Origin of the sequence: Myxococcus sp. MISCRS1, assembly GCF_026626605.1 — a bacterium.
Taxonomy (GTDB): Bacteria; Myxococcota; Myxococcia; order Myxococcales; family Myxococcaceae; genus Myxococcus; species Myxococcus fulvus.
Genome location: NZ_JAPNKB010000001.1, coordinates 8,475,850 through 8,502,847 on the forward strand (window position 1 = coordinate 8,475,850; position 26,998 = coordinate 8,502,847).

24 protein-coding genes are annotated in these 26,998 nt (G+C 70.9%); 12 read left to right on the forward strand and 12 right to left on the reverse strand.

All coding sequences use genetic code 11. The features are described from left to right. Position 1: 1 nt before the first annotated feature. The gene (locus OWM54_RS33930; RefSeq protein ID WP_223784001.1) at positions 2-319 is read right to left on the reverse strand and encodes a hypothetical protein; all 318 of its coding nucleotides are present in this window, start codon (positions 317-319) and stop codon (positions 2-4) included. A gap of 313 nt (positions 320-632) precedes the next feature. Here OWM54_RS33930 and OWM54_RS33935 point away from each other — a divergent pair, with 313 nt between their 5' ends. Next, positions 633-1,190, forward strand: a complete 558-nt coding sequence (locus OWM54_RS33935; RefSeq protein ID WP_141323714.1) for a hypothetical protein — start codon at positions 633-635, stop codon at positions 1,188-1,190. A 55-nt stretch (positions 1,191-1,245) separates the two neighbouring features. Here OWM54_RS33935 and argC read toward each other — a convergent pair whose 3' ends face one another. Genes argC through OWM54_RS33970 form a run of 7 tightly spaced genes read right to left on the reverse strand, consistent with a single transcriptional unit; the run spans position 1,246 to position 8,988 of the window. After that, positions 1,246-2,313, reverse strand: coding sequence for an N-acetyl-gamma-glutamyl-phosphate reductase (gene argC / locus OWM54_RS33940; RefSeq protein WP_046715162.1), 1,068 nt, complete (start codon positions 2,311-2,313; stop codon positions 1,246-1,248). After that, a complete protein-coding gene (locus OWM54_RS33945) occupies positions 2,310-3,371 on the reverse strand; it encodes a hypothetical protein (protein ID WP_223784002.1) in 1,062 nt (353 codons plus the stop codon). The genes argC and OWM54_RS33945 overlap by 4 nt, the downstream gene beginning before the upstream one ends. 1 nt (position 3,372) lies before the next feature. After that, complete coding sequence (gene argG / locus OWM54_RS33950; RefSeq protein WP_223784003.1) at positions 3,373-4,566, reverse strand: argininosuccinate synthase; 1,194 nt, start codon at positions 4,564-4,566, stop codon at positions 3,373-3,375. 27 nt (positions 4,567-4,593) lie between these two features. After that, complete coding sequence (gene argH / locus OWM54_RS33955) at positions 4,594-5,943, reverse strand: argininosuccinate lyase (protein WP_223745532.1); 1,350 nt, start codon at positions 5,941-5,943, stop codon at positions 4,594-4,596. Further along, positions 5,936-6,997 (reverse strand): M20/M25/M40 family metallo-hydrolase, encoded by a 1,062-nt coding sequence (locus tag OWM54_RS33960; RefSeq protein WP_223784005.1) that lies wholly within the window; start codon positions 6,995-6,997, stop codon positions 5,936-5,938. Before OWM54_RS33960 ends, argH begins: the two co-directional genes overlap by 8 nt. Further along, positions 6,994-7,923 carry an acetylglutamate kinase gene (gene argB / locus OWM54_RS33965; protein WP_141323719.1) on the reverse strand — a complete coding sequence of 310 codons (930 nt, stop codon included), beginning with the start codon at positions 7,921-7,923 and terminating at the stop codon, positions 6,994-6,996. The genes OWM54_RS33960 and argB overlap by 4 nt, the downstream gene beginning before the upstream one ends. A 54-nt stretch (positions 7,924-7,977) precedes the next feature. Beyond that, complete coding sequence (locus OWM54_RS33970) at positions 7,978-8,988, reverse strand: N-acetylornithine carbamoyltransferase (protein ID WP_046715156.1); 1,011 nt, start codon at positions 8,986-8,988, stop codon at positions 7,978-7,980. 169 nt (positions 8,989-9,157) lie between these two features. Between OWM54_RS33970 and OWM54_RS33975 the strand changes: the two genes are divergently transcribed. From OWM54_RS33975 to OWM54_RS34020, 10 genes are all read left to right on the forward strand, one after another. Next, the gene (locus OWM54_RS33975) at positions 9,158-9,595 is read left to right on the forward strand and encodes an arginine repressor (RefSeq protein ID WP_082165339.1); all 438 of its coding nucleotides are present in this window, start codon (positions 9,158-9,160) and stop codon (positions 9,593-9,595) included. A 199-nt stretch (positions 9,596-9,794) separates the two neighbouring features. Further along, on the forward strand, positions 9,795-10,352 hold the full coding sequence (locus OWM54_RS33980; protein ID WP_223784006.1) for a Uma2 family endonuclease: 558 nt from the start codon (positions 9,795-9,797) through the stop codon (positions 10,350-10,352). A 100-nt stretch (positions 10,353-10,452) separates the two neighbouring features. Continuing rightward, on the forward strand, positions 10,453-11,703 hold the full coding sequence (locus tag OWM54_RS33985) for a vWA domain-containing protein (RefSeq protein WP_223745535.1): 1,251 nt from the start codon (positions 10,453-10,455) through the stop codon (positions 11,701-11,703). Positions 11,704-11,711: 8 nt separating this feature from the next. Continuing rightward, complete coding sequence (locus tag OWM54_RS33990; RefSeq protein ID WP_141323723.1) at positions 11,712-12,419, forward strand: response regulator transcription factor; 708 nt, start codon at positions 11,712-11,714, stop codon at positions 12,417-12,419. A gap of 165 nt (positions 12,420-12,584) precedes the next feature. Then, positions 12,585-14,336 carry a sensor histidine kinase gene (locus OWM54_RS33995; protein WP_267700153.1) on the forward strand — a complete coding sequence of 584 codons (1,752 nt, stop codon included), beginning with the start codon at positions 12,585-12,587 and terminating at the stop codon, positions 14,334-14,336. A 351-nt stretch (positions 14,337-14,687) separates the two neighbouring features. Next, positions 14,688-15,239, forward strand: a complete 552-nt coding sequence (locus OWM54_RS34000; RefSeq protein WP_223745538.1) for an ECF-type sigma factor — start codon at positions 14,688-14,690, stop codon at positions 15,237-15,239. Positions 15,240-15,491: 252 nt separating this feature from the next. After that, positions 15,492-17,630 (forward strand): hypothetical protein, encoded by a 2,139-nt coding sequence (locus tag OWM54_RS34005; protein WP_267700154.1) that lies wholly within the window; start codon positions 15,492-15,494, stop codon positions 17,628-17,630. Positions 17,631-17,741: 111 nt separating this feature from the next. Further along, on the forward strand, positions 17,742-19,667 hold the full coding sequence (locus tag OWM54_RS34010; RefSeq protein WP_267700155.1) for a HEAT repeat domain-containing protein: 1,926 nt from the start codon (positions 17,742-17,744) through the stop codon (positions 19,665-19,667). Positions 19,668-19,715: 48 nt separating this feature from the next. After that, on the forward strand, positions 19,716-21,485 hold the full coding sequence (locus OWM54_RS34015) for a hypothetical protein (RefSeq protein WP_223784011.1): 1,770 nt from the start codon (positions 19,716-19,718) through the stop codon (positions 21,483-21,485). A 53-nt stretch (positions 21,486-21,538) separates the two neighbouring features. Beyond that, complete coding sequence (locus tag OWM54_RS34020) at positions 21,539-22,261, forward strand: hypothetical protein (protein WP_267700156.1); 723 nt, start codon at positions 21,539-21,541, stop codon at positions 22,259-22,261. A gap of 106 nt (positions 22,262-22,367) precedes the next feature. Here the strand turns inward: OWM54_RS34020 and OWM54_RS34025 are convergent, their stop codons facing one another. The 4 genes from OWM54_RS34025 to OWM54_RS34040 all read right to left on the reverse strand — a co-directional run bounded on the left by OWM54_RS34025 (position 22,368) and on the right by OWM54_RS34040 (position 26,243). Continuing rightward, positions 22,368-23,675, reverse strand: a complete 1,308-nt coding sequence (locus OWM54_RS34025; RefSeq protein WP_420715359.1) for an amidohydrolase — start codon at positions 23,673-23,675, stop codon at positions 22,368-22,370. Between the two features lie 85 nt (positions 23,676-23,760). Beyond that, positions 23,761-24,849 carry an SDR family oxidoreductase gene (locus tag OWM54_RS34030; protein ID WP_267700157.1) on the reverse strand — a complete coding sequence of 363 codons (1,089 nt, stop codon included), beginning with the start codon at positions 24,847-24,849 and terminating at the stop codon, positions 23,761-23,763. Positions 24,850-24,932: 83 nt separating this feature from the next. Further along, the gene (locus tag OWM54_RS34035; protein WP_267700158.1) at positions 24,933-25,475 is read right to left on the reverse strand and encodes a TetR/AcrR family transcriptional regulator; all 543 of its coding nucleotides are present in this window, start codon (positions 25,473-25,475) and stop codon (positions 24,933-24,935) included. An 84-nt stretch (positions 25,476-25,559) separates the two neighbouring features. Continuing rightward, a complete protein-coding gene (locus OWM54_RS34040) occupies positions 25,560-26,243 on the reverse strand; it encodes a spermidine synthase (protein WP_267700159.1) in 684 nt (227 codons plus the stop codon). 160 nt (positions 26,244-26,403) lie between these two features. Here OWM54_RS34040 and OWM54_RS34045 point away from each other — a divergent pair, with 160 nt between their 5' ends. Then, the gene (locus OWM54_RS34045) at positions 26,404-26,994 is read left to right on the forward strand and encodes a hypothetical protein (RefSeq protein WP_223745546.1); all 591 of its coding nucleotides are present in this window, start codon (positions 26,404-26,406) and stop codon (positions 26,992-26,994) included. Positions 26,995-26,998 lie beyond the last annotated feature (4 nt).

Consider the following 26,998-nt stretch of genomic DNA (forward strand, 5'->3'; position numbering starts at 1 on the left):
GCTAGTTCCCTCCCTGTCGCTTCGAGTCGTCCTCCGCGGCCCCGAGGTCGAGGCTGGCCAGCAGCCCTTCGGGAATCCGTCCGCCGAAGAGGATGTCCAGCGCGTGGCGCGGGGTGGGGGACTCGAGCGGACCCTCGCAGCGGCTGCAAGAGAGGGCCTCACCGACGCAGCGCTCGCACCAGAAGCGCCGGCAGGAGGGGCAGTGTCGGTAGTGGGTGGCGAAGTGCTCCGGCTGGGCCGCGGCCACGGGATTTCCCGCGGGGTCCACCGAGAGCGAGATGACGCGAGGACAGCCTCCAGCACATTCAGCGATGGGCATGCGCGGCCTTTCGTCGAGAGCAGGGAGCAAGGGCGCAACCCGGACGCGGGCACATGGAGTGCCTGACGTGCTGGCGGAAGATTCTCACGCGCGAGCGCACGCACGACTTTCGACGAAGGCTGGAGGCTTCCACGTACGCGACTGCGTGGCACGGTGACTCCTGACAAGCGGCCCGCAACAGCGCCCGCAGCAGCGGGAGGTGGATGTCGCCGTGTCCCCAGGTTCAATGGTCCGCGCGCGCGTGCGGCGTGACAGTGGCACCGGGTCGACCGCGGGCCTCGGGTCCACCCGAAACCCCATTCCTGGAGCATGCATGAGCACGCTGACGCGTCGTCTGGGTGTCTGGCTGTCGAAGAGTCTGTTCTGTGCGGCGCTGGTGGCGCCCGCGGGCGCGGTGCTCGCCGCGGAGCCGGTGAGCGTCATCTGTGAGCTGGGGACGTCCACGCGGACGTTCTCCCCCGCGGCGACGATGACGCCCCGGGACATCGACGTGACGACCTCATCGACCTTCAGCAACTGCCTGACGGTGCTGGGACAGGTCGTCCTCAACGGCAACGTGACGACGGGGCCCTATGAGCGCACCGGGCTGACGTGCTCGAACCCGCTGGCCACGGGGGCCGGTGAGGCCACCATCACCTGGAACACCGGGGAGTTCTCCCGGTTCGACTACACGTCCGTCGACGTCAGCGTCGCGGGCCTGACGACGGTGGTGACGTATGCCGGGACGGTGCTGCACGGGAAGTACTACGGCGCCACCGCGACCTGGACCATCGCCTACACGACGGCGCTGTTGAACCTGGCGTGCATGAACCCCGCGGGTGTGTCCTCGCTGGGCGGCGTCGCCCAGCTCACCATCACCCGCGTGCTCTGAGTCGTGAGACCGCCGCGCCCGCCACCGGAAGGATTCGGGGCGGGCGCGGGCACTGTCACGGGTAGCAGGCCGCCTGGCGCAGGCCGGTGTCCTCGGGCAGGCCCAGGGACACGTTGAAGTTCTGCACGGCCTGGCCGGCCATGCCCTTCACCAGGTTGTCCAGCGCGGCCATGACGGCGACCGAGCGGCCCTTCGTCGCGACGGAGATGTCGCAGAAGTTGCTGCCGGTGACGGCGGCGATGCGCGGGGTGCCCTCGACGATGCGCACGAACTTCGAGCCCTCGTAATAGCGGCGGAACTTGTCCGTCAGCGACTGCGTCACCACCGCGCCGCCGTGCTCAGGCCACTCGAACTGCACGGTGGCGAAGATGCCGCGCACCATGGGCGCCGAGTGCGGCACGAAGGCCAGCCGGTGGCGCTGCGCGCCGTGGGCCACCAGCATGACCTCCACCTCCGCCTCGTGCTGGTGCTCGAGCGGCTTGTACGCGCGGAAGTCGTGCGCGCGGGTGGGGTGGTGCGTGCCCTCGCCCGGCAGCGAGCCGGAGCCGGACGAGCCCGTCACGCCCGACACGGCCAAGAGGCCCAGCCCCGGCGTGGACGCGATGGGCAGGAGGGCCAGCTGCACCGCGGTGGCGAAGCAGCCCGGGTTGGCGATGCGCTTGGCGCCCTTGAGCGCCTCGCGCTTCCACTCGGTGAGGCCGTACGTGAAGGTGCCCAGCAGGTCCGGCGCGGGGTGGGGCTTGCCGTAGGCGCCCGCGTAGCGGCCCGGGTGGTCCAGGCGGAAGTCAGAGGACAGGTCCACCAGCAGCACGCGCTCGGCGAGGCCGACCTCGGCCCACTTCTTCTCCAGGCCGAGGAACTGGGTGGCCAGCTCCCCGTGGCCCAGCGCACTGAAGACGACGGGCTGCTGCGAGTCGGCCAGCCAGCGCCAGTCCGGCTCCGCCTCGAACTTCGCGTCCACCAGTCCGCGCAGGTGCGGGTGCACCTTGTGGATGGGCTCACCGGCGTGGTGCCGGGACACCACGCGGATGCCCGCCACCGCCGGGTGGCCGGAGAGAATCCGCAAGAGCTCGCCGCCGCCGAAGCCGGAGGCGCCCAGGATGTAGATATGTGCCCGCGTCATGACTTCCTCCCCACGCCCAGCTTCGGCGTGAGCTTCTCCAGGATGAGACCACCCAGCGCCGCCGCGTCCGCGCGGGCGTTGCGCGCCGGAACCCCGACGACCTGCTCCACGAAGCGCACGCCCACCGCGTTGTCCGTCGCCGGCCCCGCCAGCACGTCCACCTCGATGCCGTACGTCTCCTTCAGATGCCGCACGCCGCCGGCCGCGCCCACCGGGTCGTTCGCGCACATCACCCACGCGCCCGCCAGGCCCTTGAGCTCCGGGTCCGCGAGAATCGCCTGCACGCCGTACTCACCCATGATGCCGTCGCCCGTCTCCGCGACGATGACGTCCACGTCCGCCGACGCCAGCTCGCTGAACAGCACCCGCGCCACCCGCGCCGCCGTGCGAGGCCCCGTGCACACGATGCCCGCGTCCGTGAAGTCCATCACCACGTCCGCGCCGGAGTCCTGCATGCTCAGCGTGTCGCGCATCAGCGACACCCCCGTGAGCTTCGCGCCGCCCACGCGGTAGCCCGCCTGCGCGAGCTTGCGCACCATGGCGCTGGCCGCGTACGTCTTGCCCGCGTTCATGCACGTGCCCACCACGTAGACGACGGGGCACTTCACCATCGTCCCCGTGCCCTTGAGCGCGCCCGAGGAGATGTGCGCCGGCTGCCCGTTGCGCGACAACAGCTCCGGGAACTCCAGCACCTGGCCCAGCACCTCCGCCTCGAAGGGCATGCCCACGCCGGGGTTGTGCGAGGTGCACTTGCCGATGACGCCGCCCATGTTCAGCACGTGCAGCCGCTGGCCCACGGTGACGGACTCCGGCACCACGCCCTCGTAGCCGTGCAGCGCGTTGCGGTGCCCCAGGGCGCCCACCATGATGTCGCCCGCGTGCAGCGTCACGAGCCGGCCGTGGCAGTCCTCCAGCTGGTTGTAGACGCTCTTCTCGCCGTGGATGCGCACGGCGACGACGGCGCCCTCCTCGGCCTTCACCTCGGGCGTCAGGTGCACCGTGCGCCCCAGGCCCAGGTTGCGGGTGACGCTACCGACCTTGTCGACGAAGACCTTCATGTCAGCCTCCCTTCGCCTTGTGCGAGAGCATCTGCGCCACGCCGTACAGCTTGGCGAAGCCAGCGGCCTCCGAGCCCGTCCACAACACGTTCGCCTCTCCGTACGTCGCCACCTTCGCGTCCATCAGCGAGTACGGCGAGCGCACGCCCTCCACCACCAGCGTCCGCGGGTGCAGCACCAGCCGCACCTCGCCCGTCACCCGCTCCTGCGAGGAGGTGAGGAACGCCTCCAGGTCCTTCACGAGCGGGTCGAAGAAGTGACCCTCGTGGAGCAGCGAGCCGTAGAGGTTGCCCACGGTCTCCTTCCAGAACAGCTGCTTGCCCGACAGCACCAGCTTCTCCAGCTCGCGGTGCGAGGTGATGAGCAGGTGCGCCGCGGGCGCCTCGAAGCCCACGCGGCCCTTGATGCCCAGGATGGTGTCACCCAGGTGCACGCCGCGGCCGATGCCGTACTGACGGCCCAGCACGTTGAGCGCCTCCACCAGCTCCACCGGTCCCAGCGCCTTGCCGTCCAGCGACGTGGGCACGCCCTTGTCGAAGCCCACGGTCAGCGTACGGGGCTTCAGGTCCGTGGGAATCTCGCCGGAGGGGAACGCCGCCTCGGGCAGCGCGCTCCACGAGTTGAGCGTCTCGCTGCCGCCCACGGACGTGCCCCACATGCCCTCGTTGACCGAGTAGGAGCCCAGCTTCGGCGGCATGTGGATGCCGCGCTCGGCCAGGAACGACAGCTCCTGCTGACGGCTCAGGCCCAGCGTGCGGATGGGGGTGAGCAGCTCCAGGTCGCCCGCCAGCGAGCGGAACGCCACGTCGAAGCGCACCTGGTCGTTGCCGGCGCCGGTGCTGCCGTGCGCGAGCGCCTGCACGCCCTTCTCGCGCGCCACGCGCACCACCTCCACCGCCTGGCAGGCGCGCTCGGCGGAGACGCTCAGGGGGTAGACCTGGCCGCGCAGCACGTTGCCGGCGATGAGGTAGCGCAGGTAGCCCTCGAAGAGGGTGCCGCGCGCGTCCACCTTGATGTGCTCCACGGCGCCCAGCTTCGCCGACAGGGCCGCGATGTTCGCCAGCTGCTCGGGCGGGAAGCCGCCCGTGTCCACCGTGACGGTGGTGACGTTGTAGCCCTGCTCTCGCAGGTACACCGTGCAGAAAGCGGTATCGAGTCCGCCGGAGAAGGCCAGCACCACGTTCTTCTTGCTCATGTCGTCACTCCTCGCGGGGAATCGTCGTCACACATCCCAGACGCGCTCGGCCGCCGTGGCCAGGGCGCGGTGGGTGTCGTCGAGCCAGGCGCGCCAGGCGCCGAGCTCCTCACGGGCCTGGGCCAGTCCCAGGTTGCCGGCGCCACCCAGGTGGGTGGCCGTCAGGGCCTCGCGGTCCGGGTGGAACGTGCCGTCCGCCAGCTCCCGGCCCACCTGCCGGTACGCGTCGCGGAAGGCCTGTCCCCCAGCCACCAGCGTGTACGCATGGTGGGCCGCGTAGAGCGTGTCGTCACAGGCGGCCAGCGCCGCGTCCGCCTTGACCTGGAGCACCGGCACCAGCCGGGACAGCACATCCAAGAGCGAGCGGCTGGAGGACAGCGCCGCCAGGGTGGGGCGCTTGAGCAGCTGGAAGTCACGGTGGTAGCTGGACGGCAGTCCGCTCGCCACGGCCTCCACCTGGTGCAACAGCCCCCGCAGCTCGCGGCACCGGCCGCGCGCCAGCTCCACCACGTCCGGGTTCTTCTTCTGCGGCATGATGGACGAGCCGGTGGTGAAGGCGTCCGGGAGCCCCAGGAAGCCGAACTCGTCCGTGCTGTAGAGCTGCACGTCCCACAGCCACTTCTCCAGCGTGCCCGCCACGCTGCAGGCCCATGTCAGCACCGCGGTCTCGTGGCGACCGCGGCCGTTCTGCGCATCGATGGGACTTCTCTGCACGCGACTGAAACCGAGCAGCGACGCGACGTATTCACGGTCGATGGGCAAGGGCACGCCGAAGCCCGCGGCCGCGCCGAGCGGACACCGGTCCAGCCGGCCCCACACGCCGCGCAGCGCCTCCAGCTCCTCGAGCAGCCCTTCCGCGAAGGCCATGGCCCACATGCCGAAGGTGGAGGGCATGGCGCGACGCAGGTGCGTGTAGCCCGGCAGGGCCACGTGCTGGTTCGCCTGGGCGAAGTCGAGGAACGTCTCGGCGAGCTTCACGGCGCCCGCGCCGAGCGCGAGCACCTCCTCGCGCAGGAACAGGCGCACTGCGAGCAGCACCTGGTCATTGCGCGAGCGCGCCAGGTGGATGCGCTTGCCCGGCTCGCCCACGCGCTCCACCAGCGCCGCCTCCAGCGCGGTGTGGCCGTCCTCCTGCTCGGGGCGGATGGTGAACTGGCCCGCGCGGGCCTCGTCGTGCAGCGTCTTGAGCGCGCGCACGAGCACGCGGGACTCCTCGGCCTTCAGGAGCCCCACCTTGCCCAGCATGCGCGCGTGCGCGGCGCTGCCCAGCGCGTCGTGCGGCGCGAGCGACAGGTCGACGATGGGGTCGTCGCCCACGGTGAAACGGTGGATGACCGCGTCGAGCGCGGCGCCCTTGCCCCACAGGGTGTCAGCCACGGGCCACCTCCTCGAAGTAGCCGCGCAGAAGGCGCGTGTAGAAGGCGGCGCCGGCTTCCAGCTCCGCCCGGGTGATGTACTCGTCCGCCAGGTGGCTTCGCAGCGTGTCCCCTGGGCCCACCTTCACCGCGGGCAGCTCGCCCAAAAACGCCCAGTCGGACGTGGTGCTGGAGCCCACCGGCGCCTCGCCCGACGCCGCAATCGCCGCGCGGACGATGGGCTGATGGTCCGCCGTCGCCTTCGGCAGGTAGCGCGCCGAGTGCACCTTCACCTCGCTCTGGAGCGCCTCGCCCAGCTCCTTCGCCACCTGCGCGTGGTCCATGCTCGGCGTGGTGCGCAGGTCCACGAAGAACTCACATGCGTCGGGCACCTGGTTGCGCGCCAGGCCCCCGGTAATCTGCGTCACCTGCGCCCGCGCCTCACCCAGCAGCGGATGCGACGGGAAGCGCAGCTCCGCGAGCTTCGAGATGTCCCCGGCCGCCATGTGGATGGCGTTGACCGCCTGGGCCTTGTGCGCGTGCGCCACGTGCGCGCTCTTGCCGTGCGCGGTGCAGCGCAAGAGCAGCATGCCTCGCTGGGCCGTGCAGGGCTTCAGGCTCGTCGGCTCGCCCACCACCGCGGCGTCGAGCGGCCCCAGCTCGGGCAGCAGCGTGCCCAGGCCCTGGCCTCCGGTCTCCTCCTCGGCGGTGAAGGCGAAGACGACTTCGCCGCCCTGGGGCGCGCCTTCGGCGAGCAGGGTGCGGGCCGCGACGAGCATCCCCGTCACGCACCCCTTGGCGTCGTTGCTGCCCAGGCCGTACAGGCGGTCCTCGCGCCACTCGGGCGCGTGGGGCGCGTACGTCCACCCGGCACACGGCTTCACCGTGTCCAGGTGCGAGTTGACGAGCAGGCGCCGGGGGCCGCTGCCCACGGAGAACCACACGTTGTGGCCCTTGCGCTGGACGCGCGCACCCCAGCCCTCCGCCCACCCGGACACCGTGTCCGCGATGAGACGCTCGTCACCCGACACGCTGGGGATGGCCACCAGCGCCTGGAGCAGCTCCGCCGTCTTCATCCCGCGTTCCCGGCGGCCGTCTTGGGCGCCTTCTCGCGGACGACCATGGTGCCGCTGCCCTCGTTGGTGAAGACCTCCTCGAGCAGCGCGTTGGGCGCGACGCCGCTGACCAGGTGCACGCTGCCCACCCCGCCCACGAGCGCGTGGCGGATGGCGTGCGCCTTGGGACGCATGCCGCCGGAGATGGCGCCCGTGTTCTCCATGGTCGCCAGGTCCGTCAGGTTCGCCAGCGTCACCAGCGACGTGGGGTCGTTCAGGTCCTTGAGCAGGCCCGGCACCTGGACCAGGAAGAAGAGCTTCTCGGCCGACAGGGCCACCGACAGCGCCGCCGCCACGGTGTCCGCGTTGGTGTTGTACACGGCGCCGTCCACGCCGCCGGAGAGGGGCGCGATGACGGGCACGTAGTCGGCCGAGCGCAGGTGCTCGACGACGCGCGTGTCCACCGCCTCGATGTCACCCACCAGCCCGTAGTCCACGAGCTTGCCCTCGGTGGCGCCGGGCTCGGTCACCATGACAGGAGGACGCTTTCGCGCCTTGATGAGGCCCGCGTCCACGCCGCTCAGTCCCACCGCGGGCACACCCGCCGCCTGCAGGTCCGCGAGCAGGTCCGTGTGCAGCTTGCCGGCGAGCACCATCTTCGCCGCGTCCAGCACGGGCGCGGACGTGACGCGGCGGCCCGCCACCTTCTCCACCGGCAGGTGGAGGGCGTCACAGAGCGTGTCCAGCTCCGGGCCGCCGCCGTGCACGACGACGGGGCGGATGGAGAAGGTCCACAGCAGGGCGATCTGCTCGCACGCGGAGCGGCGCAGGCGCGGGTCGCTCAGCATGGCGCCGCCGAGCTTCACGACGAACGTCTTGCGACGGAACTGCTGCACATAGCGCGCGGCGTTGCGAAGCGCGGAGTACGGGTCGGGCGACAAGGGCACGGGAGACCTCGAAAGGAAGAAGGGTGACGGGCACGCCTCGAAGGGCGCCGCTTTTCAGAGGGACTGCGAGCGCATCCAGTGCAGGAGGGCGCGCTGGACGTGGAAGCGGTTGCCCGCCTCGTCCACCACGCGGCTGCTGGAGTGGTCCAGGACCTCATCGGCGACCTCCACGTTGCGACGCACGGGGAGGCAGTGCAGGAAGGCGGCGTCCTTGGCGGCGCGCGACATGGTGCGCAGCGTGGGCATCCAGCCGGAGTACGACGCGAGCAGCGCCGTGACGTCGTTGGGCGAGAAGGCCGCCGCGGCCGTCGGGCCCCAGGACTTGGCGTAGACGGCGCGGCTGCCGGCGAGCGCCTCGTCCTGCTCGTGGGTGTAGGTGATGCTGCCGCCGGTGGCCTTGGCGTACGCCTCCGCCTCCGCGCGCACGGCCGGGTGCAGCTCGAAGCCGGGCGGGTGGGCCACGCGCACCTCGCAGCCGGCCGCGGCCGCGCTGAGCAGGAACGAGTTGGGCACCGCCTTGGGCAGGGGCTTGATGTGGGGCGCCCACGTCAGCGTCACCGGCAGCTTCTTCGTGGAGCCGAACGTCTCGCGCAGGGTGAGCACGTCCGCCAGGCCCTGGCAGGGGTGCTCGCGCGCGGACTCCATGCTGACCACGGGGACGGTGGCCCACTTGCGGAACGCGTTGATGATGGGGTCGACCTCGTCCTCCTCGTCACCGCCGCCCTGCGAGAAGGTGCGCACGCCCAGCATGTCCACGAAGCGCGACAGGACGGGCGCGGCCTCCTTGAGGTGCTCGGCGCGGTCCAGGTTCATCACCGCGCCCTCGCGGTGCTCGAGCTTCCACACGCCCGCGCCCACGTCCAGGATGATGGCGTTGCCACCCCCGCGCAGCATCACCGCCTCGAACGAGGTGCGCGTGCGCAAGGACGGGTTGAAGAACACCATGCCCAGGATGCTCCCCGGGAAGAGCGCGCCGGGGGCCTTCTTCTTCCAAGCCTCCGCCTGAGAGAGGACGGCCTCCACACCCGCGGGGCCGAGATCCTTGATGTGGGTGACGTGCTTCATGGGCCTGCGCTCCCCGGCCTGGACCGGTGCATAGGTGGATGAATATGCACCTTCATGCGTGCATTTCCGCGAATGGGGCGCGGATATTATGCAGAAGGACGCGGCGCGCAAGAGTATTGTTCCCGCAATCTTTCATGCGGGTTCCTTGCATGGAAATTCACGTGCATGCATGGTGGAAGGAATGAACCTGGACGACGAAATCCTTCGGCTCATCTCGGAGCGGGAGATCAGCGATCAGGCCGTCTTGCAGGAGCTGTTGGAGGCGGAGGGGCAGGCGCCGAGCCAGTCCACGCTGTCGCGGCGGCTCAAGAAGCTGGGCGTGCAGAAGGTGGGCGGGCGCTATCAGCGCGCGTCGCTGACGGAGCCGGTGGCGACGCCGGAGCGGCCGCGCGTGAGCATCGTCGAGGCGCCGCCGAACCTGCTCGTGGTGAAGACGAGCCCCGGCTACGCGCCGGTGCTGGCGCTGGCGTTGGACCGTGAGCCGGAGGTGCCGGGGCTCGCCGGCACGGTGGCCGGTGACGACACCATCTTCGTCGCGGTGACGGACCCGTCCCGCCTGCGTGAGGTCCGCTCCGTCGTGGAGCGCTTGATGCTGCGCAGCGCCTGAGCCTCGAGGGAACGCTGGATGCAGGGCTGTGCGCGCGGGAGGCTGGCCCGGGGCGAGGCTTGCGCTCGCGTTCCAGGCGATGCAACCTTGGAGGGAGGTTCAGGCAGGGACAACCCAGGACGTCAGACCCCCGTGCTACTTCGTGGGCATGACCATGGAATCGGGGTGGGGCGTCGGGGTTTATCGGAGTGAGGGCACCGTGGAGAAGAAACCGGCCACCTATGCGGACCTGGAGGCGCTCCCCGAGACGGTCATCGGGGAGCTCATCGACGGCGTGCTGCATGCCAGTCCCAGGCCGGCGCTTCGGCATTCGTTGGTGTCATCGCGTCTGAACGGTGAACTGAGCGGTCCCTATGACAAGGGGAGAGGCGGCCCCGGTGGCTGGTTCATCTTGTTCGAGCCGGAGCTCCATCTCTCCGGCGGAAACGTCCTCGTCCCGGACCTCGCTGGATGGCGGCGCGAGCGGATGCCGGGGATTCCCAGCGGGGTCGGCTGCACCGTCGTTCCGGACTGGGTCTGCGAGGTGCTCTCCCCGTCGACCTCGCGGCTGGACCGCTTCGCCAAGCAGCCCATCTATGGTCGTGAAGGCGTGAAGCACCTGTGGCTCATCGATCCGAAGGTCCGGACCCTGGAGGTCTGGCGACTGGAGGGCGCGGGGTACCAGAAAGTCGCCCAGCATGAGGGGCTGGCCAAGGTGCGCGCGGAGCCATTCGAGGCCATCGAACTGGAGCTGGGTTTCCTCTGGGACGAGGGGTAGCGCGGCACGCGGTTACAGGGCGGTTACACCTTTCACCAGGGCTCACTCGTTACTGTCCCAAGCGTGCTCACCAGGGCACCGCCGTACGAAAGGACACACGATGAAACCGGCCCTCAAGCTCCCCATCATCCTCGGCTCGGCCGCGGCGCTCGCGGTCTCCGCGCTCCTGTTGGGCAAGCCGTCCACGGACAATGCTCCCGCCCCCGTTGTCGCGACGCCTCCGGTCGCTCCACCTGCTCCCGTCGCGGTGGTGCCCGCGGCTCCCGTGGCGCCTCCCTCGCCCCAGTTCGTGGACCCGAAGGCGGCGCCGGTCATCCAGATCGCGCTCCTGCTCGACACGAGCGGCAGCATGGACGGGCTCCTGGACCAGGCGCGCACCCAGCTGTGGAACATCGTGAATCGCTTCGCCAAGGCGAAGCGTGGCGGCGTGGCGCCCCGGTTGGAGCTGGCCCTCTACACGTACGGCGACACCACCCCCGGCGCGAGCTCGAGCGAGATCCGCCAGGTGACGCCGTTCACCTCGGACCTGGATGCGCTCTCCGAGCGGCTGTTCGCCCTGCGCACCTCCGGCGGCTCGGAGCACGGTGGCGAGGTCATCCAGGAGGCCACCCGGAAACTGGAGTGGAGCCCGAAGGAGGACTCGATGCGGCTCATCTTCATCGCCGGCAACGAGACCTTCATCCAGGGGCCGGTCGACTACCGGGAGGCCGTGGCCGCCGCGCGCAAGAAGGGCATCACCGTGAACACCATCCACTGCGGTGACTACGAGCAGGGCATCGCGGACCACTGGAAGGATGCGGCCACGCGCGCCGACGGCAGCTACATGAACATCGACCAGAACCAGCGGGTCGTCGAGCTCGCCGCTCCGCAGGACGATGAGATCGCCCGGCTGGGCACCGAGCTGAACAACACCTACGTGGTCTACGGCGGCGCCGAGGCGAAGGAGAGCCAGCAGCGACAGGCCACGCAGGACAAGCTCTCGCGCGGCGTGTCGCTGTCGAACATGGCTTCGCGTGCGATGGCGAAGAGCTCCGGGAACTATTCCAACGAGAGCTGGGACCTGGTGGACGCGGTGAAGAAGAACAAGGTGGACCTGGGCTCCGTCGCGGCGGAGGAGCTGCCCGAGCCCATGCGCAACCTGGACGCGGCGGGGCGCAAGGCGTGGCTCGCGGCCCGGGAGAAGGAGCGTGAGGCGCTCCAGCAGCGCATCCAGCAGCTCGGCAAGGAGCGCCAGCAGTTCCTGGCGGAGGCGCGCAAGAATCAGGCGACGAAGGGGGATGACACGCTGGACGGCGTCATCGGCCAGGTGGTGCAGCGCGAGGCGAGCAAGCGAAGCTTCACCCTGGAGTAGGATGCGTCATGGCCGCGCGCCGAGTGCTCGTCGTCGAGGATGACCCCGCCATCCGGCGCGGAATCGTGGATGCGCTTCGCTTCGAGGGCTACGAGGTCCTCGAGGCGGGCGTGAAGGGAGAGGGCCAGCGCGTGGCCGAGCGCACGCCGGTGGACCTGGTGCTGCTGGACCTGGTCCTCCCCGACGGGGACGGGTTGGACCTGCTGGCGGCCGTGCGCAAGAGCCGGCCCACGCTGCCCGTCATCATCCTCACCGCCCGGGGCCAGGAGGAGGACCGGGTGAAGGGTCTGAAGCTGGGGGCGGACGACTATGTGGTGAAGCCCTTCTCGGTGCGGGAGCTGTTGGCCCGGGTGGGTGCGGTGCTCCGACGCTCGGCCGAGCGTCCCGTGGGGGCCTCCCGCGTGGACTTTCCTGGCGGGCACTTCGTGGTGGAGCGCCGCGAGCTGAGCTTCGATGACGGCACGCGGATGGACCTGTCGGAGCGAGAGGCGGACGCGCTGCGCTACCTGGGGGAGAACCCGGGGCGGGCCATCTCCCGCGAAGAGCTGCTCGAGCGCGTGTGGCACCTGCCCGCGCGCGGACTGCAGACGCGCACGGTGGACATGACGATGGCGCGGCTGCGCGAGAAGCTGCGCGATGACTCCGCCGAGCCCCGTGTCATCCTCACCGTGCGCGGCAAGGGGTATATGTTCTCCCAGCCGGGAGGCGCCCGATGATTCGCTCCTGGCGCGTCTGGGGCGCAGTGCGCGCCTGTACGGTGCGCGGCAAGGGCTACATGTTCTCCCAGTCGGGCGGCACTCGATGATTCGCTCCTGGCTCGCGGTGAGCGCCCGTGCGGCATGCGGCAAGGGCTCCATGTTCTCCCAAATGGGTGGAGCCCGATGATTCGCTCCTGGCGCGTCTGGCTCGCGGTGAGCGCCTGTCTGGCGCTGGCCCTGGCCGGCGTGGTGTGGCTGTCCGTCTTCGCCCTTCGCCTGGACCGCGCGGACCGTCAGGCCCGCCTGAGCGCGGCGCGCGAGGAGAACGTGCGCCTGGCGCTGTGGCGGCTGGACTCGGAGCTGTTGCCGCTGGTGGCCCGGGAGAGCGCGGTGCCCGCGGAGGCGTACGCGGCCGTGGCCCCCGTGCCCGGTGTGCTGGACGCGCGCAACGCCCCGCTCCCCGAGGGGCAGGCGTGGATGGCGTCCCCGTTGCTCGCGGGTCCGCCGGAACATGTCCTGCTCCACTTCCAGGTGGACACCGCCGGGAACGTCACCTCTCCGCAGGTCATCGAGGCGTCGCTGCGCGCCTCGCTCGGAGTGGCCCCGCCCCGCGTGGGGGAGGAGGTCCTGCGGGCGCGCCTGGAGCACGTGTCGCGTCAGCTCGGCGGCCTCCGGCTGCGCGAGGCGCTCGCGGCGCGGGATGCACCCGCCTCGACCGGCAGCCCGTTGTCACGCGTCCAGAGCAAGCTGTCGTCCTCGTTCCAGGAGCTCAAGAACGCCAGTGAGTACGACGCCCGCTCGCGCAGCGCGCGTCAGGCCGCCAGTCAGAATGTCGTGACCTACCAGGCCCAGGAGCCATCGGCGGCCCGCGCCTCCCCCCGCGCGGAGATGCGGGCGCTCTGGGTGGGCGACGCGCTCCTGCTGGGCCGGCTCGTCCGGGTCGATGGCCAGGAGGTCCTCCAGGGCTGCTGGCTGGACTGGCCCGGGTTGAGCCGCTGGCTCCAGGGCCGCGTGGAGGACCTGCTCCCGGGCGCGACCCTGGAGCCCGCACGGGGCGACGTCACGGCGACAGGGGAGGGGAGGCTCCTGGCGGCCCTGCCGGTGCGGCTGGTACCGGGCTCCACTTCGGGCGAGGAGGGCTCCTCGGGCGCCCTCTCGTCCCTGCCGCTCGTGCTCCTGGTGGCCTGGAGCGGCGTGGCGCTCGCGGGCGTGGCGGTGGTGGCGCTGCTGGTGGGCGTGATGGCGCTGAGCGAGCGCCGGGGCGCCTTCGTGTCGGCGGTGACGCACGAGCTGCGCACGCCGCTGACGACGTTTCGCATGTACACGGAGATGCTGTCGGCGGGCATGGTCCCGGACGCCGCGCGGCGACAGGAGTACTTCGACATCCTCCACCGCGAGGCGGAGCGGCTCAGCCACCTGGTGGAGAACGTGCTCGCCTATGCCCGCATCGAGCGTGGGCGCGCGCCGGCCCGGTTGGAGCCGGTGGCGGTGGACGCGCTCGTGTCGCGGCTGGAGCCCCGGCTCGCCGAGCGCGCGCTCCAGTCCGGGCTGGTGCTGAGCGTGGACGTGCCCCCGGACGTCACCGTGCTGACGGACCCGTCGGCGGTGGAGCAGGTCCTCTTCAACCTCGTCGACAACGCGTCCAAGTACGCCGCCGGCGCCACCGACCCACGCCTGCACCTGGAGCTGGAGCGGCGGGGCCGCCGGGTGGGGCTGGTGGTGAGGGACCACGGCCCGGGCGTGGACCCCGCCACGGCCCGCAGGCTCTTCGAGCCCTTCTCCAAGTCCGTTCAGGCCGCGGCCCGGTCCGCGCCCGGCGTGGGCCTGGGGCTCGCCCTGTGCCGCCAGCTGGCCCGGAGCATGCGCGGGGAGCTGCGCTACGCCCAGGCCCCCGAGGGCGGCGCCCGCTTCGTGCTCTGGCTACCCACCGCGTAGCCCGCGTCCAGGTCGACCCAGGACCTCGGGGCCGCCCACCCTCCAGGGCGTGGTGGGAAGCCGAGGCGTGCCCACCCCCCATGCGCGGGGCCCCGAACGCTTCCTCGCTGGCACGTGCGCCAGTCGTCTTTGGAAATGTGGATAAGAGCGAATAGCCAGCGAAGTTGGTGATCCTGCGTTGCGCCAGGGCGACCATGAGAGCAGCTTGGCCATCCCGGCGGGCAGGGAATTGTCGGTATTCACGAAAACAATTCTTTGTTCTCAAGATTTGCGGGGGATTTCGTTCGACAGGCTAGGCAGGCGTGGCGAAGCGACTCGATGGGATGTGAGACCCAGGAGGACACCATGGGCATGTCGGGGAAGACATCGCTGCTGGAAGGCGCTCGCAACGAAGGAGGAGAGGCCCGGGATGCCCTTCAGGGGGTGGCGTACCAGGAGCTCCGCGAGATGACGCACGCGGCCATGAGCGGAGAGGCCTCGCGGGCCACGCTGCGTCCCATGCTGCTGCTGCGCGACATCTGCGGGCGGTGGGCGGGGGAGTCCGCGGACATGGAGCGACGTCGCCATGTGCTGGGGGTGGGGGCCCAGGCGATGCGTCGGGCGTTGGTGGAGGCGGTGCGGGTGCGCAACGCCCACCGTCGGGACGCGCTGCGTGAGCCGTTGTACCTGCACGACGAGGTGACGGAGTCCCCCGTGGGCGTCGACATCGACGTGCTGGGGTTGGAGCGGGTGCTGGTGGAGCTGGAGTCGTTCAAGCCCCGGCTGGCCCGCCTCGTGGAGCTTCGTTACTTCGCGGGCCTGGGCATCCAGGAGACCGCCGCGGTGCTGGGCGTGGCGCCCGCCACCGTGCGCCGGGACTGGGCCTTCGCGCGTGGCTGGTTGTGCGAAGGCGTGGGGCACTGACGCTCCCCACGTCGTCGTCCTGGTGCGTGTTGCCTCGCAGGCAACGTCCTGGTTCGCCGTGTTGTCCCCGGGTCCTCGCGGGGTGGTCGCGTCGTCACGCGCCCCCGAGTGACACGCGCCGCGGCACAGCACGTGCTCTGGGGGCCGGCGGGCCGTGCCCGAAGCCGGCCCTCACCAAGGACGAAGCTTCATATGAACCAGGGGAAGAAAGTGGGTCTGTTGGGGAGCCCGCTGCGTTGGGCCGGAGTGTCGATGACGCTGTTGTCGGCGCCCGTGAGCCTCGCGGAGGACTGCCCGACGCCGTCGCTGCAGCAGTGCGTGGACGTCGACTACCGCTCGAGCAAGTGCGGCGAGGCCCACGACGGATATTGCCAGCAGATCATCGAGACGGAGTGGAGGGCGCGCTGGGACAACGCGCCCAAGCGCACGGTGCTGTTGCCGGAGGAGTTCGGCAGCGGGACGGCGACGGTGGCCACCCAGCCCGTGTCGCTGGGCACCACGCGCGTGAGCGGCATGGACCAGGGCCTGTCGGGCCAGGTGCTCAAGGGGCAGATTCTCTACCGCAAGAAGCTGGAGAAGCTGACGAAGGCGGAGCTTGCGTACCTGGGGCAGCTGCAGGCCTGGGACAAGAACGGGACGCAGGTGACGTCCTGCCAGGAGTACGTGGACGAGAAGTACTACGACTACAGCCGCTTCGAGCGGCTCTCGGGCGTGCACGGCGACGACTACCGCGCGCTGTTCCAGTCGGCCTACGGGGGCGACGGCATCGCCCACCGCACGCTGTACAGCCGCGACGGCAAGAAGCTGGCGTCCATCTGGGGCGAGACGCGGGTGGCGAAGAACGCGTACTTCGCCTTCACGCCCGGCCCCTACCCGAAGGGCGTCAAGCCCTATGAGTTCACCACCGACGCCGCGCGGCTCGCCAACAACCCGGAGGCCCGGCAGTGGGCGGTGGCCTCGGACTCGTGGCACCAGGAGATGGCCGAGCAGCTCGCGCACATCCCGGATGACGAGCTCACCGTGCGCCAGGAGGAGCAGGAGGGCTTCATCGCGCTGCTCGCCCAGCGCGCGGGCATCTACGCCGACTGGCAGAAGGCGTACGCGCTCTTCCTGAAGAAGGACCGCGACACGAAGGAGCTGAACGCCACCACCGCCGAGCGGCTCTACGCGCTCGACAAGGTCATCGAGGAGCGCCTGGTCCAGGCCGAGGGGCAGGGCTGCCTCGACTCGAAGTACGTGACGTCCTGCGACTGGAGCCCGCGCCGCTACAAGCTGGAGCTGGACGCCGCCATGGGGCCGCGCCGCGCCGCGGACCTGCAGGCGTGCTTGTTCCTGACGGGCAACGACTTCAGCGAGACGAGCTTCGTGCGCAACGCGCACCTGCTCAAGATCTCCACCCTGAAGGAGAAGGACTACACCCTCAACACGACGATGCTGGCCCAGTACGTGCTCGCCTACGGCCAGTACATCCAGGCGCAGCAGGCGCCCACCAACCCGTCCACGGGCCTGGTGCGCCATGGCGGCGAGGCCGGTGACAGTGGCTACGCGGGCGACAGCTTCATGGGCGCCGGCTACGACTACAACGGCGGCTGGGAGGTCACGGCGCCGGGCGCTTCGAGCGCGCGGATGCAGGCGAATGGCTTCGGCCTGACGGGCCCGTGGTGCGAGTACAACGCGCGCATCTACGGCGAGTTCAACGCCTACGCGAACCTCTTCAGCCCCACCCGCATGGAGGTCATCCACATCGACGGCTCCGCGGGCACCGAGGGCAACGGCATCCGGCTCACCGTGGGGGCCCGCTTCCTGGGGCAGTCCGTCTACACCCACGACCAGACCTACCCGCTGCGCGTCACCTTCGCGCAGACCAAGCCCGTGTACGCGTTCGACGAGGCCCAGACGTCCTACACCTTCATGGTCTGGTACATCCCCGTCACGCTGACGGCGGGCGTGTCCGCGGAGACGGGCGTCAAGTTCGACATCGGCGGCGCCATCACCCGTGACTGCGCGGCGGACCTGCTGGGCGTGGACCTGTTCGGCATCCTCACGCCGTACCTCTCCGTCAATGGCTTCGCGTCGGTGGGCATCGGCCTGCCGAAGGTCCAGGTCGCCGTGCGCGGCACGGTGGTGCTCACCCGCGCCAACCTCCCGCTGGAGACGGACATCGGCATCTACCTGAGCTCGCCCTCGCACCCGACGGACCCGAACACGCTGTTCCTGCGCCTCACCTCGAAGCTGGACATCGAGACGCGCTTCCTCGACGGGCGCATCTCGCTCTTCCTGCAGCTGTTCGACCTGAAGGCCGAGTTCCCCGTGTTCTCGTGGAGCGGCTTCGGCTTGAAGCACAACATCTACACCGAGACCAAGACGGTGCCGCTGGCGCGCATCTTCTAGTCACACGGCGGGGCCGCTCCGGCGCTCACGTGTCGGGGCGGTCCTCCTGGGGCGCCATGGCCTTCCATCGCCATGGCGTCCCGCCCCAGTCCCTTCCTTTCGAGGTCCTTCATGCGTCGCCCGAGGCTCGCCGTCCGTACGGCCGTGCTGTCCACCCTGCTGCTCACCGGCTCAGTGTCCGCCTGGTACTTCACGCGCCCCACCGTCGTCGCGGGCGAGGCCGCCCCGGTCGTCGTGAGCGACTCCCGCCTGCCCCTGTTCCAGTGGACGCCGGGAGAGGAGCGCATCTATCGGTTCGCCTGGGATGACCTGCAGCGCGTGGAGCTCCCGATGCCCGTCCCGGGGGGCGCGACGTCGTCCGGCGCGGTGGAGGGCACGCTGCACCTGGAGGGCTCGCTCGCCCTGCGCGCGCTCGAGGTCCGCCCGGACGGCACGAGGGTGCGGCTGTCCCTGAAGTCCCTGGAGCGGCACGACGCGGTGCTCTCGGGGCAGCAGCTCTTTCCCGACGCGGCCTCCGTGGCGGCGCAGCTGCCCGAGTCCGCGTCGGCCTGGGTGGAGCTGGACGCGAAGGGCGCGCTCCTGGCGGTGCGCTTCTCGGAGTCGGAGCCCGCCATGTTCCGCCAGCTGGCGCAGACGCTCGCCGCGGAGCTGTTCCCCACCACCCTGCGCGACGCGACCGAGTGGGACGTCGTCGAGTCCAACCAGACGGGCGAGGTCCAGGCCCGCTTCCAGTTCGACGGGGACTCCGCCCTGACGCGGCGGCGCACGCGCTACGTGACGCTGAACGCCGCGGGGAAGGACCGGCCGTTCCAGCAGGAGCTGCGCTCGCTCACCCGCTTCGAGCGCGCGCCGGATGGCCGGATGGCCGGGGTGTCCCACGACGAGTCGCTGGACGCGACGCGGACGGATGGCGCCCCGCTGATGTCGCGCCGGATGCGCCTTCGCGTGACGTTCTCCGCGCGGAGCATGGCGCCGCTGCTGGCGACGAACGAGGACAAGTCCCTCATCCGCAAGCCCGAGCAGATCGTCTTCGAGGGAGACAAGGAGACGGCGCTCCTGCGCAGCCAGGCGGACGGCATGACGGTGGACGAGGTCCTCCGCGTGCTCGCCGCCGCCACGCGCCCGGAGTCCATCCCGGAGCTGGACCGCTTCGTGCGCCGGGCCATCGCCGCGCTCAAGCTGGAGCCCGGCAGGACGCGGGAGCTCGCGGCGTCCTTCCTGCGTCCGGGCGTGAATCCGGGACTGCGTGAGCTCACCATGGACGTGCTCGCGGGCACGGGGCATGGAGAGGCCCAGGCGCTGATGCGCGAGCTGCTCCAGGCCCCCGTGGCGCGCGAGCACGAGACGTCCTACGGGCTGATGCTGCAGCGCGCGGGCTTCCTCGAGGCGCCCGAGCCGGAGACGGCCCGGATGCTGACCACGCTGCGGGAGCAGGCCCGCGCGGGCAACGACGTGGCCACCCGGCGCGCGTCCGAGTACGCGCTGGGCGGCGTGGTGTCGAAGCTCCCCTCCGGGGACCCCAACGTGGCGACCTATCTGCGCCCGCTCCAGGACTCGCTGCGCGACGCGAAGGACCCGCAGGACCGCATGCACGCGCTGCGCGCGCTGGGCAACACGCGGCAGGAGGCCGTGTTGGATGCGGCGCAGCCCTACCTGCGCGACGACTCCACCGAGGTGCGCGCCGCGGCGGCCGAGTCCCTGCGCGGCGTGCCGCAGGAGGTGGCCACACGCATGCTGCTCGACTCGCTGGTCCAGGAGCCGGAGCGGTTGGTGCAGGCGGCGCTGCTGGATGCGCTGGACGCACGCAGGCTGGACGGGGCGGACCTGGAGCGGCTGCGCGCCTGGGTCGTCTCGGGGGGGATGGTCTCCGGGGTGGAGGCCACGCTGCTCAACCTCATCACCCACCGCATCGAGGGCGGCGGCGCGCCGGTCCTCCAGATGCTCCAGGCGCTCGCGCTGCGCCCGGGCCAGCACTCCTCCACGCGCGCCCGCATCATGTCGCTGATGGCCCAGTCCTCCGCCGAGCTGGGGGGCTGAGTCCCGACGCGGCCTTCACTTCACTCCCACAACACCTCCGAGAACCTCATGACACGCATCCTCAACGGGCTGGGCCTGGTGGTCCTGCTCGGCCTCATCCTGGCGCCAGTCGCCCACGCGGACATCGTGGACGACGTGTGGCGCGGCACGAATGTCCGCCTCAACGCCGCGCGCATCCACGTGCGCGGCAACGACTACGCCACGGGCTACTGGCTCTTGCCCAAGTCGGCGGGCACCCTGAACCTGCACGTCCCGGCGCGCACCTTCGGCGTGAACTCCGACCTGGTGCTGAACCTGTGGGGCTCGCGCAGCGGCAACGTCATCACCTGGACCTTCGACGACACGCTGCCCTCGCCGTACTACCTGGGCGACGCCAACAGCGTCACGCGCGTGCGCGGCACGCTCAAGGCCTTCGCCCGCCAGGTGCGCGGCGCGGATGACCCCTACTGCGAGAGCGCCTCGTGTCCGCACAACGTCGAGCTGGTGCTGACCGGCGGCAGCCAGGTCTGGGTGGATGGCTACACGGACATCGTCTTCAAGTTCTACTGGACGGAGCCGGTGCAGGTCCGTCAGTTCGTCGCGTATGCGGGCGTGCCGCGTCCTCGCCTGGCGGCGCTCCGGGTGCTGACGTCCACCAACCGCTGCCCCTCCTCGAACGCCACGGAGCTGTCGGGTGAGGTCGTCCTGAGCAGCCCCGCGCCCGCGGGCGGAACGCTGGTGGAACTCTTCAGTGTGGACGCGAGCGTCGGGGTCCTCAACGTGCGCGTGCCCGAGGCCCAGCGCACCGCGCGCTTCGCCATCCGGCTGCCCCCACATTGGGGCGGGCCCACCGTCATCCAGGGCTCCTCGGGCGGCATGCTCCAGTCGCAGCGGGTCGCCCTCAACCGGTGCGTCACCCAGGTGTTCGACTTCAACCGGTGGCGTCAGCTCCCGGAGGTGGCGATTGCCCGCCTCATCACCAACGAGGGCGCAGTCATCGGCCGTCTGGCGAACGACGAATCGGACAGCCTCATCACGAGCAGGTCCACCGTGCAGTCGCTGCGCGAGGCGCTCGGCGTGGACCGCGTCGACGTGAAGGCCGTCAGCGCGAGCGGAGACCTGTTCGGCACCGCGTACTCGTACAAGGGCCTGTCCGCGTTCCGGATGAAGGCGAACGAGGTGAAGGCGGGCGCGCAGCTGTGGGTCGACGGTTACGAGGCCCTGGTGGGCAACGCGCACGGCACGCCGCTGGTGCGCTGGCCCGATGACAAGGACGTCGTCTACGTCGTCGACGAGGTCGGCCCCGCGAAGCGCGAGGCGCTGACGGGGCTCGGCTCGGGGCGCCTGTTCTTCAACGCGCTGGGTGAGTCGGCGGCCGTGGTGCAGACGCAGAGCGGCCCTCGCGCGGCGCTCATCGCCGGCAAGGAGCGTCACATCCTCCTGGAACTGGAGGCGGACATCGCCGCGCTCAACGACGTGGGCACGGTGCTGGGCACCGCGCGCGTCTCCGGCAAGCACAGCCAGCCCTTCCGGTGGACCCGCGAGAAGGGCGGCGAGCTGCTGCCCCTGCCCGAGGGCGCGCTGTCCGCGAGGGCGGGGGGGCTCAACACCAGCAACTGGGTGGTGGGGACGGCCACGGCGGAGGACAAGTCCCAGCGCGCGTTCATCACCCCGCCGGACGGGGAGAAGAGCTACCCGCTCTCCGAGCTCGCGCCCGAGGAGCTGGAGAAGGCGGGCCTGCGCATCGTGGAGGCGTTGTCCATCTCCGACAACCTCGAGGTGTTGGTCCGCGCCGTGAATGGCGACGGCAAGTCCGTGCACCTGGTGCTCAGTCCGTGAGCGGCGCGGAGCCGGTGCACCCCATGTCCTTCCAAGCAACGAGGAACCCCATCGTGAACCTGAACTCGCCCCTGAGGGGGCTCCTGATGCTGTGCATGGTCGTCATGGCGGGCTGCGGAAGCTGCCAGGGCGGCAACTCCGGATGCGACCCCAGTCAGTATGGAACCAACGGCTGCGCGTGCCGGACGGACTCCGCGAGCTGTGACACGGGCCTGGCCTGCAACAGCGGCACGTGCGTGCCGTGCGGCGGCGAGGGGCAGGATTGCTGTGTCGCCGCCTCCGCCACGTACTGCGGCGGCTCGCTGATGTGCGTGATGGAGTCGGGCGGGGAGAACTGCCGCAACTGCGGCGACGTCGGCGAGGCGTGCTGCAACTCGTCGGGCAGCCAGGTCTGCAACGCCAGCAGCAACTGCGTGGGCGGGACGTGCCAGTCGATTGCCGCCACCGCGTGTGACGCGGGCGGGACGGTGTTCTCCCTGGGCATCCAGAGCAAGCAGTTCTGCGCGGTGCGCGTCGTGGAGGTGCGCGCGACGTCGGCGCAGAAGGCGATGGAGTGTGCCACCGCCAGCGCGCTGTTCGACCCGATGATGGAGGTGCTCACCGACACGCCCAACCTCCCCATCCAGGACATCGAGGTCTGCGTGGAGACGGCGGCGGAGGGCCGGCGCACCACCACCGTCCGGGCCTTCGGCGAGTTCGAGGCCCAGCGCTGCGCGCGCTTCACACGCTGCGGGAACGACGGCTGCCTCTCCGTCCGGCTGGGGGCCTGCCGGTAGCGTGCGAAGGAGAACTGGAGCGAGGCCGCCTTGGGGGGCGACCTCGCTCCCACGGGCCGCGGCGAGGGTCATCGGAGGCCCTCGTCGTGGCCGTGGTTTCAAGGGCTCAGGGCTTGCCCAGCAGCTCCAGCGCGGACGTCGTCAGCGCGGTGACACCCGTGCGCAGCGTGCGCTCGCGGTCCGGGATGAAGCCGGAGGAGTGCAGGGACGGGAGCGGCTCACCCCCTGAGCGGGCCTGGAGGAAGCGCTGCGGCTCCACCGCGCCCAGCCACAGGAGCGCGGCGGGGACTCCGGCGCGGCCGTACTCGGAGAAGTCCTCGCCGCCCATGACGGGCTGGGCCTCTCCGACGTTCTTCTCGCCGAGCACGCGCACCACGGCCTCGGTGAGGCGGCGGGTGAGGGCCGGGTCGTTGTAGGTGGCGGGCGTGCCCTCGGTGACGTCGACCCTGGGCGGCCGCGTGGCGCCGGAGGCCAGGGCCTCCGCCTTGGCGATGCGCTCGATGCCCGCCAGGAGCGCCTTGCGGACCTCGGGCTTGTAGGAGCGCACGGTGAGCTGCAGGCGCACGTCGTCCGGGATGATGTTGTGCTTGGTGCCGCCGTGGATGGAGCCCACCGTCACCACCGCGGGCTCCAGCGGGTGCTTCTCCCGGCTGACCAGCGTCTGGAGCGCGAGCACCGTGCGCGCGGCCATCAGGATGGGGTCCACCGTCGTGTGCGGGTACGCGCCGTGTCCGCCCTTGCCGAAGAGCGTGATGTCCACCGAGTCCACGTGGGCCATGGCGTAGCCGGACACGTACTCCACGCGGCCCGCGGGCGCCGCGGTGGTGTTGTGCAGCGCCACCGCGAAGTCGGGCTTGGGGAAGCGCTTGAAGAGTCCATCCGCGAGCATCTTGCGCGCGCCGGCCCCAATCTCCTCCGCCGGCTGGCCCACCATCATCAGCGTGCCCTTCCACTGGTCCTTCTTGCGCGAAAGCAGCGTCGCCGTGCCCATCCACACCGTCATGTGCACGTCATGCCCGCAGGCATGCATCACCGGCACCGTCTGCCCGTCGCCGCCCTTCACCTGCACCTTGCTGGCGTAGGGCAGGCCCGTCTTCTCCTCCATGGGCAGCGCGTCCAGGTCCGTGCGCAGCATGACCGTGGGCCCGGGGCCGTTGCGCAAGAGCGCCACCACGCCCGTGCCGCCGACGCCCGTGGTGACGTCGAAGCCCAGCTTGCGCAGCCGCTCGGCCAGCTTCGCGGCGGTCTTCTCCTCCTGGAACGACAGCTCGGGGTGCTGGTGCAGGTCGCGGTACAGCGCGTCCAGGTCCGGATAGAGGCCGTCGAGTCCCCCCAGCACGGGGGACGGCTGCGCGCGTGAAGCGGACGCGGTCAGCAGGACGACGAGCACGGCCAGCAGGGAAGGGCGGTTCACCAGGAGGTCTCCGGTCCGTTTCGAGGGCCGGGCTACTACAGCACATCGCGCGAGGCCCCGGCGTCCACGCCCCTTGGTCGCCGGGTCATCCCGGACGCACCGACGCGAGTCGCGCCCGCTCCACGTCCGGCGCGAAGCCCGTGCCGCGCAGGAAGTCGAACCAGCGCTCCAGCACCGTCTCCACCGGCGGCAGCTCCACGCCCATCCGCCGGGCCATCGCGAGTGCGGGCTCCACGGGGTAGCGGGCGGTGTCGAGGAAGTCGAGTGACTCGGTGGCCGCGCCCAGCAGCCGCTCGGGCAGCCAGCGCACCCACGACACGGGCAGTGACAGGCGAGGCGCGCGTCGGCCCGAGCGTCGCGCGGTCCAGCGAATCAGCTCGTGGAACGTGGGCGAGCCCGGGTCCATCAGCGTGTATTCCTGACCCGCGGCCTCCGGAATCTCCACCACGCCCGCCATGAAGCGCGCCACCGTGTCCACCGCGACCACGGGGACGAAGGTGTCCTTCGAGCCCAGGAGGACGGGCATCTTCCCGGCGTGGACGTGGGCCACGGTGTCGCCGAGCCCCAGGCTCTGCACCGTCGCCCCGGTGCGACTGTCTCCGATGACGGAGGACGGGTGCACGGTGGTGATGGGGACGCCCAAGCTCCCGGCGGTCTCCACCGCCACCTGGTGGGACAGCGCCTTGGAGGCCTCATAGGCGCCGGAGTCCTCGAAGCTCAGCGGGGGGGCGGGGACGATTCGCCCCGAGGCGTCGAGCCGCGGTCCGATGCGATAGCCCCCCACGAGCACGAGCCGGCGCAGCGCGGGCAGCTTCGAGGCCAGCTCCACCACGGCGCGGGTCCCCTCCACGTTGGTGCGCTGGGCCTCCTCGGGCGACAGGTGCCAGGCGAAGCGCGCGCCCAGTTGGAACACGTCCCGCACGCCCTGGAGGGCTTGGGTGTCCGCTGGCGTGAGCCCCAGGCCCGGCGCGTCCAGGTCTCCTTCGAGGAACACGAGCCGCTCGGGTGCGCCTCCGAGCGCCGCCACCCAGTCCCGGTAGGGCTGGCTGCGTCCCTGGGCGTTGCGAGCGAGCACGGCGACGTGTCGCCCGCGCCGCGTCAGCTCCGGCACGAGCCAGCGCCCCAGCAATCCCGTGGCGCCGATGACGAGCGAGTCCGGTGACGAATCCTTCATGATGACAACCTCTGTATCTAGACCAGTCTACATATTCTGGAGTCGCGCCGACGCGGCCCATCCGCGCACGGCGTGGGCCGCGCTCAGTCGAGTGAGAGCAGGCGCTCCAGTTCCTTGGAGAGCTCCTCGATGGGAGCCCGGCTGCGGTGGGCGCGCATGAGCAGCAGCGCGCCCTCGATGGAGGAGAGCACCAGGGCGGCGCGACGGCGCGACTCGGCGGCCGTGAGTCCCTCGGTCCGGAGCCGCTCGGTGAGCAGCTGCTGCCAGGACTGGAGCGCCTGGGCGGCGGCGGCGCGGACCGGCTCCGGCGTGGCGCCGGAGGACAGCACCACGGCGGAGACGGGGCAGCCCTTCTCGAAGCCGGAGGCCTCCGCGCGGTCCGCCAACTGCGCGAGCGCGCGACGCAGCCCGGTGACGAGGCCCTTGGATGTGGCGAGGTGCTCACCGAGCAGCCGCGTCACCTCCGCGGACGAGGACTGGAGGGCTTCGATGGCGAGCTGCTCCTTGCCTCCCGGGAAGTGGAAGTAGAGCGAGCCCCGAGGCGCCTTGCCGGCCTCGAGCAGCTCGTTGATGCCCGCGCCGGCATACCCCGAGCGCTCCAGCATCTCCGCCGCGGCGGCAATCATCCGCCGACGAGTGTCCTCTCCCTTGCTCACGACCGGATGAATATACCGGTCATCATATTCTGTCGAGCCCTTCGACGCCGGGGCTCAGCGGCGGCCCTTGCCCAGGCGGGCGATGAAGAGCACGTGGCGGGGGCCCTTGGTGCCGTGGGCGTGGGGGTGGAGGACCTCCACGGTGAAGCCGCACTTCTCCAGGCGCCGCTCGAAGCCAGGGGCGGGGCCCGCGCTCCAGACGCCGAGCGTGCCCCCGGAGCGCAGGGCGCGCGCCGCGTTGGACAGACCAGGCAAGCCGTAGAGGCCCTGGTTGTCGGGGTGGGTGAGCGCGGTGGGCCCGTTGTCCACGTCGAGCAGGATGGTGTCGAACGTCTGCGGGTTGCGGGCCATGACGCGGCTGACGTCGGCCTCGACCACGGAGACGCGCTTGTCCTCCAGCGGCGCGCGGGCGAGGGGCGACAGGTGGGGCCCACGGTTCCAGGCGACGACGGTGGAGAGCAGCTCCGCCACGGTGACCTGGACCCCCGGGCCCACGGCGTCCAGCACGGCGCGCACGGTGTAGCCGAAGCCGAGTCCACCGACGAGCACCCGTCCGGTGCCTCGGCTCGCCAGCTCCTCGCAGCCGGCCTTCGCGAGCGCCTCCTCGGAGCCGTGCATACGGCTGGACATCAGCGTCTGTCCGCGCACGCGCAGGACGAACTCGTCCCCTCGGCGGACCAGGGTGAGCTCCCCCACGTCCGGGACATTGGCGCTCTCGAGTGTCTCCCAGGGCTTCATGCGCCCGGCTCATCGCCCGGAGCGGGCCCGGGGTCAAGCACTCCGCGCGGCACGCCCGGCCCTCGTGCCTCTGCCTGTGTGCAATGCCCTGTCCCGTCCTCATCCATATCCCCGCGAGGGCGCCAGGTCGCGGCGTCCCACCGGAGGAGGCATCCAGGCCATGAACGAGCGCGAGGCTTACCTGCAGAAGATGGACGCCGAGAAGCAGCGCATCGACGCGCGAATCGCGGAGGTCGAGGCACAGGCCGACATCCGTCAGGCACAGGACGAGGTAAAGGAGCTGAGGGGCGTGAAGCAGCGCCGCGAGGCATTCCACCGCAAGCTGGAGGAGCTGCGCCAGCGCGGCACCGAGGACTTCGAGCGGGGCAAGCAGGAGCTGCTGCGCGCCTGCGACGACACCCGCAAGTCGCTCGACGACGCGGAGGAGCAGGCGGGCCAGCGCCGCGCGGCCTACGAGCGCAAGCGCGAGGCGGAGCTGCGGCAGTTGGGGGCCCAGTTCGACGGGTACGAGGCGGACATCTCCCGCTCCCGCGCGGAGGACTCGCTGCTCACGAAGGAGGAGCTGCGCTTCCTGCGCTCGTCGTTGTCCAGCACGGGTGAGTCGCTGCGGCGATTGATGAAGGCCCGGGGCGGCGAGTGGGCGAGGCTGCGGGGGGAGTACGAGGCGTCCTGGCGCGAGCTCGTCGAGAACTCGCGCAAGATTCGCGCGGACAGCCCCGATGCGTCGCAGACCCCTCCGTCCCCGTCCTGAGCTC

Bases quoted from the DNA above. Each gene is read 5' to 3' on its own strand.
- OWM54_RS33930 (WP_223784001.1), bottom strand. From the start codon at position 319: ATGCCCATCGCTGAATGTGCTGGAGGCTGTCCTCGCGTCATCTCGCTC.
- OWM54_RS33935 (WP_141323714.1), top strand. From the start codon at position 633: ATGAGCACGCTGACGCGTCGTCTGGGTGTCTGGCTGTCGAAGAGTCTG.
- argC (WP_046715162.1), bottom strand. From the start codon at position 2,313: ATGACGCGGGCACATATCTACATCCTGGGCGCCTCCGGCTTCGGCGGC.
- OWM54_RS33945 (WP_223784002.1), bottom strand. From the start codon at position 3,371: ATGAAGGTCTTCGTCGACAAGGTCGGTAGCGTCACCCGCAACCTGGGC.
- argG (WP_223784003.1), bottom strand. From the start codon at position 4,566: ATGAGCAAGAAGAACGTGGTGCTGGCCTTCTCCGGCGGACTCGATACC.
- OWM54_RS33960 (WP_223784005.1), bottom strand. From the start codon at position 6,997: ATGAAGACGGCGGAGCTGCTCCAGGCGCTGGTGGCCATCCCCAGCGTG.
- OWM54_RS33970 (WP_046715156.1), bottom strand. From the start codon at position 8,988: ATGAAGCACGTCACCCACATCAAGGATCTCGGCCCCGCGGGTGTGGAG.
- OWM54_RS33975 (WP_082165339.1), top strand. From the start codon at position 9,158: ATGGTGGAAGGAATGAACCTGGACGACGAAATCCTTCGGCTCATCTCG.
- OWM54_RS33985 (WP_223745535.1), top strand. From the start codon at position 10,453: ATGAAACCGGCCCTCAAGCTCCCCATCATCCTCGGCTCGGCCGCGGCG.
- OWM54_RS33990 (WP_141323723.1), top strand. From the start codon at position 11,712: ATGGCCGCGCGCCGAGTGCTCGTCGTCGAGGATGACCCCGCCATCCGG.
- OWM54_RS33995 (WP_267700153.1), top strand. From the start codon at position 12,585: ATGATTCGCTCCTGGCGCGTCTGGCTCGCGGTGAGCGCCTGTCTGGCG.
- OWM54_RS34000 (WP_223745538.1), top strand. From the start codon at position 14,688: ATGTCGGGGAAGACATCGCTGCTGGAAGGCGCTCGCAACGAAGGAGGA.
- OWM54_RS34005 (WP_267700154.1), top strand. From the start codon at position 15,492: ATGACGCTGTTGTCGGCGCCCGTGAGCCTCGCGGAGGACTGCCCGACG.
- OWM54_RS34010 (WP_267700155.1), top strand. From the start codon at position 17,742: ATGCGTCGCCCGAGGCTCGCCGTCCGTACGGCCGTGCTGTCCACCCTG.
- OWM54_RS34015 (WP_223784011.1), top strand. From the start codon at position 19,716: ATGACACGCATCCTCAACGGGCTGGGCCTGGTGGTCCTGCTCGGCCTC.
- OWM54_RS34030 (WP_267700157.1), bottom strand. From the start codon at position 24,849: ATGAAGGATTCGTCACCGGACTCGCTCGTCATCGGCGCCACGGGATTG.
- OWM54_RS34035 (WP_267700158.1), bottom strand. From the start codon at position 25,475: ATGATTGCCGCCGCGGCGGAGATGCTGGAGCGCTCGGGGTATGCCGGC.
- OWM54_RS34040 (WP_267700159.1), bottom strand. From the start codon at position 26,243: ATGAAGCCCTGGGAGACACTCGAGAGCGCCAATGTCCCGGACGTGGGG.
- OWM54_RS34045 (WP_223745546.1), top strand. From the start codon at position 26,404: ATGAACGAGCGCGAGGCTTACCTGCAGAAGATGGACGCCGAGAAGCAG.